The organism is Blattabacterium cuenoti (assembly GCF_014251715.1).
Lineage (GTDB): Bacteria > Bacteroidota > Bacteroidia > Flavobacteriales > Blattabacteriaceae > Blattabacterium > Blattabacterium cuenoti_M.
Window position 1 is genome coordinate 394,927 of sequence record NZ_CP059198.1, and the last position, 14,721, is coordinate 409,647.

Below are 14,721 nucleotides of genomic sequence, written 5' to 3' on the forward strand. Positions count from 1 at the left end.
ATCTAAAATTTCAATCCAACTTTTCTAATTCCATCAGCTAATGATTTTATTCTACCATGATATAAATATCTACCTTTATCAAATACTAATTTTTTTATTTTTAATTTTTTGGCTCTATTCCCTAATAATTCTCCTACTTCACTAGATAATTCCATTTTTGTTTTTTTATATTTATGAAATATTTTTTCTTTTGAAGAGGAATAAGTTAAAGTTTTTCTAGATATATCATCAATAATTTGTGCATATATTCCTTTATTACTTCTAAAAACAGAAATTCTAAGTCTATTTGGTTCTCCAAAAATTTTTTTCAATCTTTTTTTTTTCATAGTAAAAATTATTTATGCCGATTTTCCTGTTTTTCTACGAACTTCTTCTTTAAAATATCTTACCCCTTTACCTTTATAAGGTTCTGGAGATCTTAAAGATCTAATTTTAGCTGCTATAATTCCCAAAAGTTGTTTATCATGAGATTTTAAAATAATTATAACATTTTTTCCTTTTTCTGATTGTATAGTTATATTAACTTCTTCAGGAAGTTGCATCATAATATTATGAGAAAATCCCAAATTTAGATCCAAAATATTTCCTTCGTAAGAAGCTCTATATCCAATTCCTACTAATTCTAATTTTTTTAAAAATCCATGAGAAACTCCTATAATCATATTATTAATCAAAACACGATATAACCCATGTAAAGATTTACTTTTTTTATCTTTTTTATTTCTAACAATTAACAATTTATTTTCTTTTAAAATAAATTGCAATTTATTAGAAATTTTTAAATTTAAAAATCCCAAATTCCCTTTTACTAATATTTTATTTTCAATTATTTTAACATCCACATTTTCAGGAATAAAAATAGATTTTTTTCCAATTCTAGACATAGAAAAAATTATTTATTAATAGACATAACATAAAATTTCCCCTCCTATTTTTTTTTTTCTAGCTTGTTTATCCGTTATAACACCATTAGAAGTAGAAATAATAGCAATACCTAATCCATTTAATACACGAGGTATGTTTTTATATTTACAATATTTTCTTAATCCTGGTTTACTTATTCTAGTTATTTTTTGAATAACAGAAATTTCTTTTTTATAATATTTTAAAGCTATTTTAATTATTTTTTTTTTAGTTTCTATTTTATATCCTAAAATATATCCATTATTTAATAAAACATTAGCAATTTCTTTTCTTATTTTAGAATAAGAAGCTTCCAAAAGTTTATGCTTTACTAAGCAAGAATTTCTAATTTTAGTTAAAAAATCAGCAATTGTATCCATATAAAATTTATAATTTTTACCAACTAGCTTTTTTTACTCCAGGAATGAGTCCTTGAGAAACTAAACTTCTAAAAATAATTCTAGAAACTCCAAATTTACGCATATATCCTCTACATCTTCCAGTAATAGAACATCTATTTCTTAAACGAACAGGAGATGCATCTCTAGGTAATTTTTGTAGCAATTCATAATCTCCTGATTTTTTAAGTATTTTTCTTTTATTTGCATATTTAAGAACTATTTTTTCTCTCTTTTTTTGTCTTGCTTTAACTGATTCTTTAGCCATTTTTATTTATTTTTTTTTAAAAGGAATTCCAAAAAAAGATAAAAGTTTTTTAGCTTCCCTATCACTTTTAGCAGAAGTAACAAATGTTATATTCATTCCCATATTCTTTTTTATTTTATCAATATTTACTTCAGGATAAATTAATTGTTCTACTATCCCCATATTATAATTTCCACAACCATCAAAACTATTTTCTTTCAAACCATTAAAATCTCTTACTCTAGGTAAGGATACAACAATAAGTCTTTCCAAGAATTCAAACATTTTTATTCTACGTAAAGTAACTTTAACTCCTATAGGCATTCCTTTTCTCAACTTAAATCCAGATTCATCATGTTTAGAATAACAAAAAATAGCTTTTTGTCCTGTAATATCTGTTATTTCTTTTATAGAAAAATCTATAATTTTTTTATCTAAAACAGATATTCCAATTCCTTGATGAATTACTATTTTTTTTAATTTAGGAACCTCCATTACAGAATGATATCCAAATTCTTTTATTAAATCTGAAACTATTTTTTTTTTATAAAATTTTTGTAATCTAGGTTCGTAAATCATTTTTCTTTTTCTTTAACTTTTTTTAAGTTAGATATATGAATAGGAGCTTCTTTTTTTAGTATACCTCCTTTAGGATTTTTTACATTTGGTTTAGTATGTCTTTTAACAATATTATATCCACGAACAATAGCTTTATTTTTTTTAGGAAAAATTTTTATGACGACTCCTTCATTTCCTTTATAATTTCCAGATAAAATCAATACTTTATCTTCTTTTTTGATCATATTATTTTTTTTTACAAAACTTCTTGTGCCAAAGATATAATTTTCATATACTCTTTTTCTCTCAATTCTCTAGCTACTGGCCCAAATACTCTTGTTCCTATCATTTCTCCAGCTGTATTTATTAATACACAAGCATTATCATCAAAACTTATATAAGAACCATCTTTTCTTTTTGTCCTATTTTTTATTCTAATTACCACCGCTTTATATATTTGACCTTTTTTAACAGTATTTCCACCAGATACAGCCATTTTAACAGTAACAACTATAGAATCTCCTAATGAAGCATATCTTTTTTTAGTTCCACCTAAAACTCTAATTACCAAAACCTCTTTAGCACCTGTATTGTCTGAAACTTTACATATAGATTCTTGTTGTAACATAATTATTTAGATTTTTCTAAAATAGAAATTAATCTCCAACATTTTTTTTTACTCATAGGACGAGTTTCCATTATACTTACTTTATCTCCATTTTTAGAAATATTTTTTTCATCATGAACCATGTATTTTTTTTTCTTTATAATACTTTTTTCATAATATTTATGTTTCACTTTCTTAATTTCATAAACCATAACTGTTTTATCCATATTATCACTTATAACGATTCCTTGTCTTTGCTTTCTAATATTTCGAAATTTTTTTATAATAGGTTTATGTTCATCTATCATTTATAATTTATTTTTTTTATTTAGTTCTGTTTTTAATTTTGCTATATTTTTTCTTAAAAATCTTATTTCCATAGGATTTTTATACATTTTTAAACAATGATCAAATTTTATTTTTTGATAGTCTTCTTCGTAAATTTTAATTTTTTTAATTAAATCATTTATAGATAAAGTTTTAATATATGAATTTTTCATTTTTTTATTTCATTAGAAAAATCATTAGAAAAAATAAACCTCATTTTTATAGGAAGTTTTTGAGCGGCTAATCTTAAAGCTTCTTTAGCTACATTCATTTCTACTCCATCTATTTCGAATAATATTCTTCCAGGTTTTACCACAGAAACCCAAAATTCTACAGGGCCTTTTCCTTTTCCCATACGTACTTCTTGTGGTTTTTTTGTAGCTGGTTTATCCGGAAAAATATTAATCCATAATTTTCCTTCTCTTTTCATATATCTAGTAGCAGCAACTCTTGCTGCTTCTAATTGTCTAGAAGTAATCCAAGCTCCTTCTAAAGCTTTAATTCCATACAATCCTCTTGAAAGAAAAATTCCTTTCTTAGAATTTCCACGAATTCTTCCTTTTTGTTTTTTTTTATATTTTGTTTTTTTTGGTTGTAACATAATAAAAATTTCCCACTATCCTCTATTATTTCTTTTTCTATGAGTATGAGAATGAATAGTTTTATAATTTCTTTGTTTTTTATGTATTCCCAATAATGGGGATAATTCTCTTTTTCCATATACTTCTCCTTTCATAATCCATACTTTTACTCCTATACTTCCATAAACAGTATGAGCTACTTCCATATGATAATCAACATCTGCACGAAAAGTTCCAAGAGAAATTCTACCTTCTTTATAAGTTTCACATCTAGCCATTTCTGAACCATTTAGTCTTCCTGAAATTTGAATTCTTATCCCTAGAGCATTCATTCTCATAGCGGAAATAATAGATAATTTAATTGCTTTTTTATAAGAAATACGATTTTCTAATTGTCTAACTAAACCTTTAGATACTAATGATGCATCCAATTCTGGTCGTTTTACTTCAGATATATTAATTTGAACTTCTTTTTTAGTAAGTTTTTTTAACTCTTTTCTAACCGTATCTACTTCATCTCCACCTTTTCCTATAACAAGAGCTGGCCTTGATGTTCTAATAGTAATAGTAATAAATTTTAACGTTCTTTCTATAAAAATACGAGAAACTATACCTTTTGGTAATCTAGCTTCTATATATCTTCTTACTTTAAAATCTTCTTGTATTCTATCTTTATAATTATTACACCAACTTGATTGCCAACCTTTTATAATCCCAAGACGATTAACAATTGGATTCGTTTTTTGTCCCATAAATTAGATTTCTTTTTTTTTCTCTAAAAAAACTACAACATTACTTGATCTTTTTCTGATTCTATGACCTCTTCCTTGAGGAACAGGACGTAATCTTTTTAGGGTTTTCCCTTGATTAACTATAATTTTTTTTATATATAAATTTGTAACATTGGATTCATCATATTCTTTTTTCCAATTAGATAATAAAGAAAAAAGCAATTTTTTTAAATAAAAAGATATTCTTTTTTTACTACTATATGTAAGTATCTCCAAAGCTTTTTGTATATTTTTATTACGAATTAAATCAACAACTAATCTCATTTTTCTTGGAGAACTTCTAATTCCATTCAAAGAAGCTGAAACTGTATTTATTTGTTGTTTCATATCTTTGATATATTTTTAATTTTTAACTTTTAATTTATTTTTAGATCCAGAATGTCCTCTAAAAATACGAGTTGGAGCAAATTCTCCTAATTTATGTCCAATCATATTTTCTGTAATATATACATTAATAAATTGTTTTCCATTATGTACTGCAAAAGTTTGTCCTACGAAATCTGGTAAAATTGTAGAAGGCCTAGACCAAGTTTTAATAATATTTTTTTTTTCATATTTTATATTATTCATTACTTTTTTATACAATTTTATAGCCACGTATGGCCCTTTTTTTAAAGATCTTGCCATGATAATTTATTTTTTTCTTCTTTGTAAAATATATTTATTAGAATATTTTTTTTTAGAACGAGTTCTAAATCCTTTAGAAGGATTTCCTTTTCTATCTCTAGGTATTCCTCCAGAAGCTTTTCCTTCTCCACCTCCCATTGGATGGTCTACGGGATTCATTGCAACTCCTCTAGTTCTAGGCCTTCTTCCTAAATGTCTTTTTTTACCTGCTTTTCCATATTTTTCTAGCTGATGATCAATATTAGAGACCACTCCTATCGTAGCCATACAAGAAGTCATAACCATTCTAATTTCCCCAGAAGGGAGTTTAATAGTAGCATATTTATCATCTTTTGCAAATAATTGAGCAAAAGAACCTGCACTCCTCGCAATTCTAGCACCTTGACCTGGTCTAAGTTCTATACAGGAAATATGAGTTCCCAAGGGGATTTCACTTAAAAAAGTGGAATTTCCTACATAAAAAGGTATATTTTTACCAGAAAGAATTTTTTGTCCTACTTTTAATCCATTCATTGCTACAATATATTTTTTTTCTCCATCTTTATAATGAAGCAAAGCTATAAAAGATGATCGATTAGGATCATATTCTATAGATTTTATAACAGCAGGAATTCCAAATTTTTTTCTTTTAAAATCGATTATTCTATATTTTTTTTTATGTCCTCCTCCAAAATAACGCATAGTCATTTTTCCACGATTATTCCTTCCTCCAGATTTACATTTACCTTTAGTTAAATGTTTTTCAGGATGAGAAGTAGTAACAGAATTAAAAGAATTTACTATTCTAAAACGTTGACTAGGTGTTATTGGTTTTAATTTTTTAATTGACATTAAATTTATTTTTTCTCAAAAAAATCAATTTTTTGATTTTCATTAAATTGTACAATAATTTTTTTTATTCTATTAGTTTTTCCATAAAGAAATCCTTTTTTAGTGTATTTAGATTTGTCTTTTTTTGGATAAATCATAGTTCGAACATTTTTTACTGAAAATCCAAATATTTTTTTTATTTCTTTTTTTATTTGAATTTTATTGCAATCGATGTGGACAGAAAAAATATAACAATTTTTTTTATTTCCTTTGGAAGATTTATCTGTAATAAAAGGTTTTATTAAATTCATAATCTACATAATCTATTTTACAAATTTTTAATAATTATTTAGACAAAAACTTATGAAGTTGTTTTAAGGAATTCTCAGAAAAAATAACATATGGAAAACTTAATAGTGAAAAACAATCTAATTCATATACATTTAATAATTTAAAATTTTCTAAATTTCTAGATGATAAATATAGATTTTTATTCTTTTCTCCAAGAACCATTAATGATTTTTTATTTTTCAATTGTAAAGATTGTAATACTTCTAAAATAAATTTAGTTTTAGGTTTACTCAATTCAATATTTTCTACTATTTTTATTTCATTTTGTATTAATTTCTGCTCAAGAATAAATTTTTTTACTCTATTTTTAGTACATTTATTTAATTTGATCAAATATTTTCTTGGTTTTGGTCCAAAAACTCTTCCCCCTCCCCTAAAAATAGGATTTTTAATATCTCCTTTTCTAGAACCTCCAGTTCCTTTTTGTCTATGCAACTTTCTAGTACTTCCGGATATTTCCCCTCTTTCTTTAGATTTATGTGTTCCTTGACGTTGAGCAGATAAATATCTTTTTATTTCTAAATACATAGAATGATTATAAGATTTTTTTAAAAAAAAATCATCATTAAATTCTACTTTTTTAGTAGTGTCATTTCCCTTAATATCTAAAATTTTTAATTTCATTTTTTTTCTTAATCATTAAATATGAATTTTTATTTCCTGGAACTGCCCCTTTCAAAATTATAAGATTCTTAGAAGAATCTATTTTTAAAATTTTTAAATTTTTAACAGTTACATTTTTTCCTCCCATTTTTCCAGCCATTTTTTTACCTTTAAAAACACGAGAAGGATCTGATCCAGCTCCAATAGATCCAGGAGCTCTTGAACGATTATGTTGACCATGAGTTCTTTCACCAACACCTGAAAAATGATGTCTTTTTACTACTCCTTGAAATCCTTTTCCTTTAGAAATTCCTTTTATATCAACTAATTCTCCTTCTTCAAAAAAATTTATATTAATTAAATTCCCTAAATTAAAATGAGAAAGATTATTCTCTCTAAATTCTAATAATTTTTTTTTTGGAGATAATCCTGCTTTTTTGAAATGACCTAATAAAGATTTATTAGTTTTTTTTATTTTTTTATCATCAATTCCTAATTGAATAGAAAAATACCCATCATTTTCTATTGTTTTTATTTGAACTACATAACAAGGACCTATTTGTATAACAGTACATGGGACGTTTTCTCCATCGTCTAAAAAAATATTTGTCATTCCTATATTTTTACCTATTAATCCTGACATTTTTATACTTTTATTTCCGCTTCAACTCCACTAGGTAATTCTAACTTCATTAAAGCATCTACTGTTTTAGAAGAAGCATTATGAATTTGCAAAAGTCTTTTATGAGTAGGAAGAAAAAATTGTTCTCTTGATTTTTTATTAACATGTGGAGACCGCAATACCGTAAATATTTTTTTTTCAGTAGGTAAAGGAACTGGGCCATTCAATACTACTCCCGTAGGGAGTACTGAATTTACAATTCTTTCAGCTGATTTATCTAATAAATTATAATCATAAGACTTTAATTTAATTTTTATATCATGACCCATAACTATTTTGTTTTTTTATTACGGTTTTTTTTTTCTATAATAATATTATCTATGACATTTGAAGGAACTGTATCATAATGAGAAAACTCCATTACTGAAGTACCTCTACCAGAAGAAAGTGTTCGCAATACTGTTACATATCCAAACATTTCAGATAATGGAACCAAAGACTGAATTACCTTTATATTATTTCTGCTACTCATATTTTGAACTATTCCTCTTCTACGATTTAAATCTCCTATAACATCACCCATATTTTCTTCTGGAACAGTAACTTCCAATTTCATAATTGGTTCTAATAAAACAGGTTTAGCCTTTTTAGCAGCTTCTTTAAACCCTAATTTTCCTGCTATTTCAAAAGAAAGTTGATCAGAATCTACAGAATGATAAGATCCATCTAAAATAGTAATTTTAGCATTTTCTATTTCATATCCAGATAAAGGCCCATTTTTCATCATCTCTTTACATCCTTTTTCTATAGGTGCAATATATTCTTTAGGAATATTTCCTCCTTTTATTTTATTAATAAAGATCAATCCAGATTTATCAATATCTCCTGGCTCTAATCTAAACAAAATATCCGCATATTTCCCTTTACCTCCTGTTTGTTTTTTATAAATCTCTCTATGCTCTACTATATCTGTTAAAGCTTCTTTATATTCTACTTGAGGGTTACCTTGATTCACTTCAACTTTAAATTCTCTTTTCATTCTATCTACAATTATTTCTAAATGAAGTTCTCCCATCCCATAAATAATAGTTTGACCTGTATAATCATCTATCCTTACTTGAAAAGTTGGATCTTCTTCCATTAATTTATATAAAGCTAAACTCATTTTATCTATATCTGATTTATATTTAGGTTCAATTGCAACTCCTATTACTGGTTCAGGAAATGATATATTTTCTAATAAAATTGGATATTTTTCATCACATAAAGTATCTCCTGTTTTAATATCTTTAAACCCTACTACAGCCGCAATATCACCAGCTCCAATTTTATTTATTGGATTTTGTTTATTTGCATGCATCTGATATATTCTAGAAATACGTTCTTTACTACCAGATCTAGAATTAAAACTATAAGATCCAGATTCAATTTTTCCAGAATAAACTCTAAAAAAAGCCAAACGACCTACAAATGGATCAGTTGCTATTTTAAAAGCTAAAGCTGAAAATGGTTCATTATCATTAGGTTTTCTAGTTTCTTTTTTTTTATTTATAGGATTTATTCCTACTACATCTTTTACATCTAAAGGAGATGGTAAATATCTACATATAGCATCCAATACCGCTTGTACTCCTTTATTTTTGAAAGACGATCCACATAAAATAGGAATAACTTTCATTTTTATTGTATTCTTTTGCAAAGAAAGAATAATATCATCCTCTGAATAGTTATTAACTAAAAATTTTTCCATAATTACATCATCATGTTCAGATAAAATTTCAATTAAATGGTTATGATGATTATTCACCACTTTTTTCATTTCATTTGGAATAGGAATTTCTCTATATGTCATCCCATAATTTTTATCATCCCATATTATAGCCTTATTATATATCAAATCGATCACTCCAACAAAATTATCTTCATTTACAATAGGAATTTGTAATGGGACTGAATTAGCACCTAAAATTTTTTGTATTTGAGAACATACATTAAAAAAATCAGCTCCTTGACGATCCATTTTATTTACAAAAGCAATTCTAGGTATTCCATATTTATCTGCTTGTCTCCATACTGTTTCTGATTGAGGTTCAACCCCATCTACAGCACTAAATAAAACGACCATCCCATCTAAAACCCTCATTGATCGTTCCACTTCTACAGTAAAATCAACATGTCCTGGAGTATCTATAATATTAATTTGATATTTTTTATTTTTATACATCCATTCGCAACATGTAGCAGCAGAAGTAATAGTAATTCCACGCTCTTGTTCTTGCTGCATCCAATCCATAGTTGCTGCACCATCATGAACTTCTCCTATTTTATGATTTATCCCTGTATAAAATAAAATTCTTTCTGTTGTAGTAGTTTTTCCTGCATCAATATGTGCTGCTATACCAATATTTCTCGTATATTTTAAATCTTTTGTCATAATAATAAAAATACCTAAAATCTAAAATGCGAAAAAGCTTTATTCGCTTCAGCCATTTTGTGAATATTTTCTTTTCTTTTTACAGCTTCTCCTTGTTCTTGAAAAGCTGCCCATATTTCAAAAGCTAATTTATTTGCCATAGTTTTTTCATTTCTAATAGATGCACAAGATATTAATAATTTTATTGCTTTTGTTATTTTACTATTAGATGAAATAGGAACAGGTACCTGAATATTAGAACCCCCCATACGACGACTTCTAACTTCTATATGAGGCATTACATTTTTTAATCCTTCTTTCCATATTTCTAATGCTGATTTTTCCTCTTTTTCCTTAATTTCATTTATTTTATTCATTGCATTATAAAATATTTTATATGCTACATTTTTTTTACCATTTTTCATTAAATGATTAACAAAACGTGTAACAAGGGAATCATTAAATTTAGGATCAGGAAAATAATTTTTTACTTTTTTTCTTACTTTTCTCATTATTCATTTTTTAGTTATTTTAGCCCCATATTTACTTCTACTTTTTTTTCTTCCATTTACCCCAGCTGTATCACGAGCACCTCGTACTATTTTATATTTTACTCCTGGTAAATCTTTTACTCTACCACCTTTAACAAGTACAATGGAATGTTCTTGAAGATTATGACCTTCTCCTATTATATAACTAATAACTTCTCTTCCATTTGTAAAACGTACACGAGCTACCTTTCGCATAGCTGAATTTGGTTTTTTTGGAGTTGTCGTATAAACTCTGGTACAAACTCCTCTTTTTTGAGGACAAAATTCTAATGCAATAGATTTTCTTTTTTTTATAACTGAACTACGACCTTTTCTAATTAATTGTTGTATAGTAGGCATATTCTATATTTAAAACGCAAATTATGTTATTTAATAAAAAATTACAATTTAATTAATAAATTAAACTCAAAAATTATCAATATTAATTTTTCTATTTTGAAAAATCTTTTCTTCTAAAGAATTAATATTTAGTTTTTCATATATATAACGAAAAGTAGAAAGTAAACATGGGTATCCATCAACAATAGCAACATTATGTTCATAATGAGCAGATTTTTTTTTATCTAAAGTAGTAACTGTCCATCCATCTTTATGAAAAACAATTTTAGATGAACCTATATTAACCATAGGTTCTATAGAAAGAACGAATCCATTTTTTAATTTTATCCCATCTCCTTTTTTTCCAAAATTTGGAATTTGAGGTTCTTCATGCATTTTTTTTCCAATACCATGACCAACCATATCTTTTACCACATTATATCCATTCTTTTCAATATAAGATTGTATAGAAAAACCTATATCTCCAATACTATTTCCACTTTTACATTTAGAAATTCCAATATAAAGAGACTTTTTAGAACAATTAAGAAATTTTCTTATTTTTTTTGAAACATTTCCCACTTCAAAAGTATAAGCATGTTCTCCATAAAATCCATTCATATAAACTCCACAATCTATAGATAAAATATCCCCTTCACGTAAAGAAAATTGATTAGGAATTCCATGAACTACTTGATAATTAGGAGAAACACACAAAGTATTTGGAAAATCATATAATCCTAAAAAAGCAGGAATTCCCCCATTATCTCGTATAAAACTTTCTGCAAGTTTATCTAAATAAAGAGTATTTACGCCAGGTTTAACTTCTTTAGCTAACATACCTAATGTTTTAGAAGCTAAAAAAGCACTTTTTTTAATTAAAATGATTTCTTCAATAGTTTTTACCTGTATCAAAATACAATTATTTTTTATTATTTTTTTATAATCATAGAATTTCCATTCATAATACAAGGAATAGGCAATTTCATTAATTGTAGAATTGTAGGAGCTACATCAGATAAATTTCCAATTTTTTTTAAAAAAATATTTTTTTTTTTATCTAAAATAATAAAAGGAACTAAAGATAAAGTATGAGCTGTATGAGGACTACCATCTGGATTAATCATATAATCGGCATTTCCATGATCTCCTACTATAATAACTGTATATGAATTATTTATTGCTTGTTGAGAACAAATTTTAGTACATTTATCAACAAATTCACAGGCTTTTATTGTTTCTTTCATTTTTCCAGTATGTCCTACCATATCTGGATTTGCAAAATTCAAACAAATAAAATCTGATTCCTTTCTTTTTAACTCAGGAATAATTTTATCTACAATTTTTTTTGCACTCATTTCAGGTTTTAAATCATAAGTAGGAACTTTAGGAGATTCACATAATATTCTCATTTCTTTATCAAAAGGAATTTCTCTTCCTCCTGAAAAAAAAAAAGTAACATGTGGATATTTTTCTGTTTCAGCAATACGAATTTGTTTTTTACCTTCTTTTTCTAATACTTCTCCTAAAGTATCTGATAAACATTTTTTATTAAAAATAACATCAATATTTTTATATTTTGGATTAAAAGAGGTCATAGTTATATAACGAAATAAATTTAATTTTTTATAAAAAAAATTATTATGATATCCTATTAACAGCTCTGTTATTTGTCTTGAACGATCCGGACGAAAATTAAAACAAAAAACTACATCTCCATTTTCAATTTTTGAAATAGGAATATTTTGATCATCAACAATTATAAAAGGAGATAAAAATTCATCTGTTTCTCCTTTATCATAAGATTTTTCTATAGATAAAAAAATATCTTTAGTATAAGTCCCTTTTGAATAAACCATCGCATCATATGCTTTTTTAGTTTTTTCCCATCTATGATCACGATCCATAGAATAATATCTTCCAATAACAGAGGATAATTTTCCAACGTATTGTTTAGTTTTTTTTAAAAGTTCTTTAATATAAAAAATACTTTTTTTTGGAGATGTATCTCTTCCATCTGTGAAAATATGTATAAAAATATTTTTTATTCTTTTTTGATAAGCAATTTTAAGTAAAGCAAAAAGATGATTCATATGAGAATGAACCCCACCATCTGATAATAATCCAATTAAATGAATTTTTTTATTATAAATATTATCAAATATTGTGCTAATTTTTTTTTTAAAAATACCACTTTGAATAGAAATATTTATTTCTTCTAAACTTTGAATTGTTTTCCGTCCAGATCCTAAATTTATATGTCCAACTTCAGAATTTCCCATTTGACCTTTAGGTAACCCAACATAAGATTCTGAAGCATTTAATTTACTAAAAGGATAATTTTTACAACAAAAATCAATAAATGGAGTAGATGCTTGTTTTATAGCAGAAGAATAATTATTTTTAGAAATTCCCCAACCATCCAAAATTATTAATATTAATTTATTCATTAGTATATTATTCTTTTTTTTAAATACTTACTCTTTTAAAAAAAGTTATTTTTATACTATTATTACATTGATTTAAATATTCTTGAATAGTTATTTTTTCATTTTTTATAAATTTTTGATGAAGAAGAGTATTATCAAATACAAATTTTTTCATTTTCCCTTTAATCATTTTTTTTATTACATTTTCTGATTTTATTTCTTTTTTTACTTGATTTTTAATAATTTCAATTTCTTTTTTTATTAAAAAATTTGGAATATTATCTTCATCTATAGCTATGGGATTCATAGCTGCGATATGCATTGCTATATTTTTAGCCATAGATATATTTATTTTATCAGAAAAACCAACTAAAACTCCAATTTTATTATTGTAATGTGTATAATTCATCACAAACGTAGAATCTATTCTATCAAAAATTTTTAACTCTAATTTTTCTCCTACAACTCCTATTTTATGTACAATCATTTTTTTTATACTATTTTTTTCATCAAAAAAACTAGATAAAAAATCTTCTTTATTTTTGTATGATAATGATTTTTTAGATAAAATAGATAAAAAATTCAAAAATTCGTTATTCTTTGAAAGAAAATCCGTTTCACAACTTAGTCCTATAATAGTTCCATAAGAATAATCAAAATTTATAGTAGAAATAATAGCACCATATTCCATTTTTGAAAATGGTCTATTTATTGCTATTTTTTCTCCTTTTTTCCTTAAAATATGAATAGCTTCATCTATCTTCCCATTGGAAGTAATTAAAGCTTTTTTGCAATCCATAATCCCAATTCCTGTTATTTTTCTAAGTTTATAAATTTGAGATGCAGAAACTTTCATGATAATTTTTTATTTATAAAATTTTTTTCTTCACGTTCATTTTTATTTATGGTAATTCCATCTTGAATTGCTTTTGTTACAAATTTTAAAATAATATCTATAGATTTGGATGAATCATCATTAGAGGGAATAGGATAATGAATTTCATTAGGATTTGTATTAGTATCTACCATTGCAAAAATAGGAATATTTAATTTTTTAGCTTCTGTAAAAGCTATTTTTTCTTTATTTGGATCTACTAAAAAAATACCACCTGGGATATGGGTCATATTAGAAATACTTCCTAAATTTTTATATAATTTATTATATAATCTATTAACTAATAATTTTTCTTTTTTAGATAAAGTATTAAAAGTTCCATTTTTTTTCATTTTTTCTATACTATTCATTTTTTTAACGGATTTACGAATAGTTGTAAAATTAGTAAGGAATCCACCTAACCATCTTTCTGTTATACAAGGCATATTTATGCTTTTAGCATAAAAATATACTTTTTCTTTAGCTTGAGCTTTTGTTCCAACTAATAATATTTTTTTTCCAGTTATTGCTATTTTTTTTAATCCTTCACAAGCTTCTTTTAATTTTAAAATTGTTTTTGATAAATCTATAATATGAATTCCTCCTTTTTTCATAAAAATAAAAGAACGCATGTTAGGATCCCATTTTTTTGCAATATGTCCAAAATGAACTCCAGCTTTTAATAAATCTTCAGTATTAATTTTCATTTAT

The 14,721-nt window shown here is 25.3% G+C and carries 25 protein-coding genes; all 25 read right to left on the minus strand.

The annotated features are described in order from the left end of the window. Positions 1-2: 2 nt before the first annotated feature. The 25 genes from rplR to rpsB all read right to left on the minus strand — a co-directional run bounded on the left by rplR (position 3) and on the right by rpsB (position 14,717). Positions 3-326: a 50S ribosomal protein L18 gene (gene rplR, locus H0H59_RS01895; RefSeq protein ID WP_185861946.1), complete on the minus strand. Its 324-nt coding sequence runs from the start codon at positions 324-326 to the stop codon at positions 3-5. Positions 327-338: 12 nt separating this feature from the next. Beyond that, positions 339-884: a 50S ribosomal protein L6 gene (gene rplF, locus H0H59_RS01900; protein WP_185861947.1), complete on the minus strand. Its 546-nt coding sequence runs from the start codon at positions 882-884 to the stop codon at positions 339-341. 15 nt (positions 885-899) lie between these two features. Beyond that, positions 900-1,283: a 30S ribosomal protein S8 gene (rpsH, locus tag H0H59_RS01905; RefSeq protein ID WP_185861948.1), complete on the minus strand. Its 384-nt coding sequence runs from the start codon at positions 1,281-1,283 to the stop codon at positions 900-902. A 16-nt stretch (positions 1,284-1,299) separates the two neighbouring features. Continuing rightward, on the minus strand, positions 1,300-1,569 hold the full coding sequence (rpsN, locus tag H0H59_RS01910) for a 30S ribosomal protein S14 (RefSeq protein WP_185861949.1): 270 nt from the start codon (positions 1,567-1,569) through the stop codon (positions 1,300-1,302). 6 nt (positions 1,570-1,575) lie between these two features. Continuing rightward, positions 1,576-2,127 (minus strand): 50S ribosomal protein L5, encoded by a 552-nt coding sequence (gene rplE, locus H0H59_RS01915; protein ID WP_185861950.1) that lies wholly within the window; start codon positions 2,125-2,127, stop codon positions 1,576-1,578. Next, the gene (gene rplX, locus H0H59_RS01920) at positions 2,124-2,351 is read right to left on the minus strand and encodes a 50S ribosomal protein L24 (protein WP_185861951.1); all 228 of its coding nucleotides are present in this window, start codon (positions 2,349-2,351) and stop codon (positions 2,124-2,126) included. Before rplX ends, rplE begins: the two co-directional genes overlap by 4 nt. A gap of 11 nt (positions 2,352-2,362) precedes the next feature. Next, on the minus strand, positions 2,363-2,734 hold the full coding sequence (gene rplN / locus H0H59_RS01925; RefSeq protein ID WP_185861952.1) for a 50S ribosomal protein L14: 372 nt from the start codon (positions 2,732-2,734) through the stop codon (positions 2,363-2,365). Positions 2,735-2,736: 2 nt separating this feature from the next. Then, a complete protein-coding gene (gene rpsQ, locus H0H59_RS01930; protein ID WP_185861953.1) occupies positions 2,737-3,021 on the minus strand; it encodes a 30S ribosomal protein S17 in 285 nt (94 codons plus the stop codon). Then, on the minus strand, positions 3,022-3,213 hold the full coding sequence (gene rpmC, locus H0H59_RS01935; RefSeq protein WP_185861954.1) for a 50S ribosomal protein L29: 192 nt from the start codon (positions 3,211-3,213) through the stop codon (positions 3,022-3,024). It lies immediately after the preceding gene. Next, a complete protein-coding gene (gene rplP, locus H0H59_RS01940; RefSeq protein ID WP_185861955.1) occupies positions 3,210-3,641 on the minus strand; it encodes a 50S ribosomal protein L16 in 432 nt (143 codons plus the stop codon). Before rplP ends, rpmC begins: the two co-directional genes overlap by 4 nt. 15 nt (positions 3,642-3,656) lie before the next feature. Further along, entirely contained in the window at positions 3,657-4,373 is a 717-nt protein-coding gene (rpsC, locus tag H0H59_RS01945) for a 30S ribosomal protein S3 (protein WP_185861956.1), read from the minus strand. 3 nt (positions 4,374-4,376) lie between these two features. Beyond that, complete coding sequence (rplV, locus tag H0H59_RS01950; protein WP_185861957.1) at positions 4,377-4,739, minus strand: 50S ribosomal protein L22; 363 nt, start codon at positions 4,737-4,739, stop codon at positions 4,377-4,379. Positions 4,740-4,754: 15 nt separating this feature from the next. After that, positions 4,755-5,039: a 30S ribosomal protein S19 gene (gene rpsS / locus H0H59_RS01955; protein ID WP_185861958.1), complete on the minus strand. Its 285-nt coding sequence runs from the start codon at positions 5,037-5,039 to the stop codon at positions 4,755-4,757. A 6-nt stretch (positions 5,040-5,045) separates the two neighbouring features. Then, positions 5,046-5,870: a 50S ribosomal protein L2 gene (gene rplB, locus H0H59_RS01960; RefSeq protein ID WP_185861959.1), complete on the minus strand. Its 825-nt coding sequence runs from the start codon at positions 5,868-5,870 to the stop codon at positions 5,046-5,048. 5 nt (positions 5,871-5,875) lie between these two features. Beyond that, complete coding sequence (gene rplW / locus H0H59_RS01965) at positions 5,876-6,160, minus strand: 50S ribosomal protein L23 (protein ID WP_185861960.1); 285 nt, start codon at positions 6,158-6,160, stop codon at positions 5,876-5,878. Between the two features lie 34 nt (positions 6,161-6,194). Then, positions 6,195-6,824, minus strand: coding sequence for a 50S ribosomal protein L4 (rplD, locus tag H0H59_RS01970; protein WP_185861961.1), 630 nt, complete (start codon positions 6,822-6,824; stop codon positions 6,195-6,197). Next, positions 6,799-7,446: a 50S ribosomal protein L3 gene (gene rplC, locus H0H59_RS01975; protein ID WP_185861962.1), complete on the minus strand. Its 648-nt coding sequence runs from the start codon at positions 7,444-7,446 to the stop codon at positions 6,799-6,801. The genes rplD and rplC overlap by 26 nt, the downstream gene beginning before the upstream one ends. Positions 7,447-7,448: 2 nt before the next feature. Further along, positions 7,449-7,754, minus strand: a complete 306-nt coding sequence (rpsJ, locus tag H0H59_RS01980; protein ID WP_012840772.1) for a 30S ribosomal protein S10 — start codon at positions 7,752-7,754, stop codon at positions 7,449-7,451. Between the two features lie 2 nt (positions 7,755-7,756). Continuing rightward, the gene (gene fusA / locus H0H59_RS01985; protein WP_185861963.1) at positions 7,757-9,859 is read right to left on the minus strand and encodes an elongation factor G; all 2,103 of its coding nucleotides are present in this window, start codon (positions 9,857-9,859) and stop codon (positions 7,757-7,759) included. 14 nt (positions 9,860-9,873) lie between these two features. Further along, positions 9,874-10,350 (minus strand): 30S ribosomal protein S7, encoded by a 477-nt coding sequence (gene rpsG, locus H0H59_RS01990; protein ID WP_185861964.1) that lies wholly within the window; start codon positions 10,348-10,350, stop codon positions 9,874-9,876. 3 nt (positions 10,351-10,353) lie between these two features. Beyond that, positions 10,354-10,728, minus strand: a complete 375-nt coding sequence (rpsL, locus tag H0H59_RS01995; RefSeq protein WP_185861965.1) for a 30S ribosomal protein S12 — start codon at positions 10,726-10,728, stop codon at positions 10,354-10,356. Positions 10,729-10,794: 66 nt separating this feature from the next. Further along, on the minus strand, positions 10,795-11,622 hold the full coding sequence (map, locus tag H0H59_RS02000; protein ID WP_185861966.1) for a type I methionyl aminopeptidase: 828 nt from the start codon (positions 11,620-11,622) through the stop codon (positions 10,795-10,797). Between the two features lie 17 nt (positions 11,623-11,639). After that, positions 11,640-13,157, minus strand: a complete 1,518-nt coding sequence (gene gpmI, locus H0H59_RS02005) for a 2,3-bisphosphoglycerate-independent phosphoglycerate mutase (RefSeq protein ID WP_185861967.1) — start codon at positions 13,155-13,157, stop codon at positions 11,640-11,642. Positions 13,158-13,176: 19 nt separating this feature from the next. Beyond that, complete coding sequence (tsf, locus tag H0H59_RS02010; RefSeq protein ID WP_185861968.1) at positions 13,177-13,992, minus strand: translation elongation factor Ts; 816 nt, start codon at positions 13,990-13,992, stop codon at positions 13,177-13,179. Continuing rightward, positions 13,989-14,717: a 30S ribosomal protein S2 gene (rpsB, locus tag H0H59_RS02015; protein WP_185861969.1), complete on the minus strand. Its 729-nt coding sequence runs from the start codon at positions 14,715-14,717 to the stop codon at positions 13,989-13,991. The genes tsf and rpsB overlap by 4 nt, the downstream gene beginning before the upstream one ends. Between the last annotated feature and the right edge of the window lie 4 nt (positions 14,718-14,721).

Excerpts from the sequence above, each read along its gene's own strand:
- rplR (WP_185861946.1), bottom strand. The coding sequence starts at position 326 with ATGAAAAAAAAAAGATTGAAAAAAATTTTTGGAGAACCAAATAGACTT.
- rplF (WP_185861947.1), bottom strand. The coding sequence starts at position 884 with ATGTCTAGAATTGGAAAAAAATCTATTTTTATTCCTGAAAATGTGGAT.
- rpsH (WP_185861948.1), bottom strand. The coding sequence starts at position 1,283 with ATGGATACAATTGCTGATTTTTTAACTAAAATTAGAAATTCTTGCTTA.
- rpsN (WP_185861949.1), bottom strand. The coding sequence starts at position 1,569 with ATGGCTAAAGAATCAGTTAAAGCAAGACAAAAAAAGAGAGAAAAAATA.
- rplE (WP_185861950.1), bottom strand. The coding sequence starts at position 2,127 with ATGATTTACGAACCTAGATTACAAAAATTTTATAAAAAAAAAATAGTT.
- rplX (WP_185861951.1), bottom strand. The coding sequence starts at position 2,351 with ATGATCAAAAAAGAAGATAAAGTATTGATTTTATCTGGAAATTATAAA.
- rplN (WP_185861952.1), bottom strand. The coding sequence starts at position 2,734 with ATGTTACAACAAGAATCTATATGTAAAGTTTCAGACAATACAGGTGCT.
- rpsQ (WP_185861953.1), bottom strand. The coding sequence starts at position 3,021 with ATGATAGATGAACATAAACCTATTATAAAAAAATTTCGAAATATTAGA.
- rpmC (WP_185861954.1), bottom strand. The coding sequence starts at position 3,213 with ATGAAAAATTCATATATTAAAACTTTATCTATAAATGATTTAATTAAA.
- rplP (WP_185861955.1), bottom strand. The coding sequence starts at position 3,641 with ATGTTACAACCAAAAAAAACAAAATATAAAAAAAAACAAAAAGGAAGA.
- rpsC (WP_185861956.1), bottom strand. The coding sequence starts at position 4,373 with ATGGGACAAAAAACGAATCCAATTGTTAATCGTCTTGGGATTATAAAA.
- rplV (WP_185861957.1), bottom strand. The coding sequence starts at position 4,739 with ATGAAACAACAAATAAATACAGTTTCAGCTTCTTTGAATGGAATTAGA.
- rpsS (WP_185861958.1), bottom strand. The coding sequence starts at position 5,039 with ATGGCAAGATCTTTAAAAAAAGGGCCATACGTGGCTATAAAATTGTAT.
- rplB (WP_185861959.1), bottom strand. The coding sequence starts at position 5,870 with ATGTCAATTAAAAAATTAAAACCAATAACACCTAGTCAACGTTTTAGA.
- rplW (WP_185861960.1), bottom strand. The coding sequence starts at position 6,160 with ATGAATTTAATAAAACCTTTTATTACAGATAAATCTTCCAAAGGAAAT.
- rplD (WP_185861961.1), bottom strand. The coding sequence starts at position 6,824 with ATGAAATTAAAAATTTTAGATATTAAGGGAAATGACACTACTAAAAAA.
- rplC (WP_185861962.1), bottom strand. The coding sequence starts at position 7,446 with ATGTCAGGATTAATAGGTAAAAATATAGGAATGACAAATATTTTTTTA.
- rpsJ (WP_012840772.1), bottom strand. The coding sequence starts at position 7,754 with ATGGGTCATGATATAAAAATTAAATTAAAGTCTTATGATTATAATTTA.
- fusA (WP_185861963.1), bottom strand. The coding sequence starts at position 9,859 with ATGACAAAAGATTTAAAATATACGAGAAATATTGGTATAGCAGCACAT.
- rpsG (WP_185861964.1), bottom strand. The coding sequence starts at position 10,350 with ATGAGAAAAGTAAGAAAAAAAGTAAAAAATTATTTTCCTGATCCTAAA.
- rpsL (WP_185861965.1), bottom strand. The coding sequence starts at position 10,728 with ATGCCTACTATACAACAATTAATTAGAAAAGGTCGTAGTTCAGTTATA.
- gpmI (WP_185861967.1), bottom strand. The coding sequence starts at position 13,157 with ATGAATAAATTAATATTAATAATTTTGGATGGTTGGGGAATTTCTAAA.
- tsf (WP_185861968.1), bottom strand. The coding sequence starts at position 13,992 with ATGAAAGTTTCTGCATCTCAAATTTATAAACTTAGAAAAATAACAGGA.
- rpsB (WP_185861969.1), bottom strand. The coding sequence starts at position 14,717 with ATGAAAATTAATACTGAAGATTTATTAAAAGCTGGAGTTCATTTTGGA.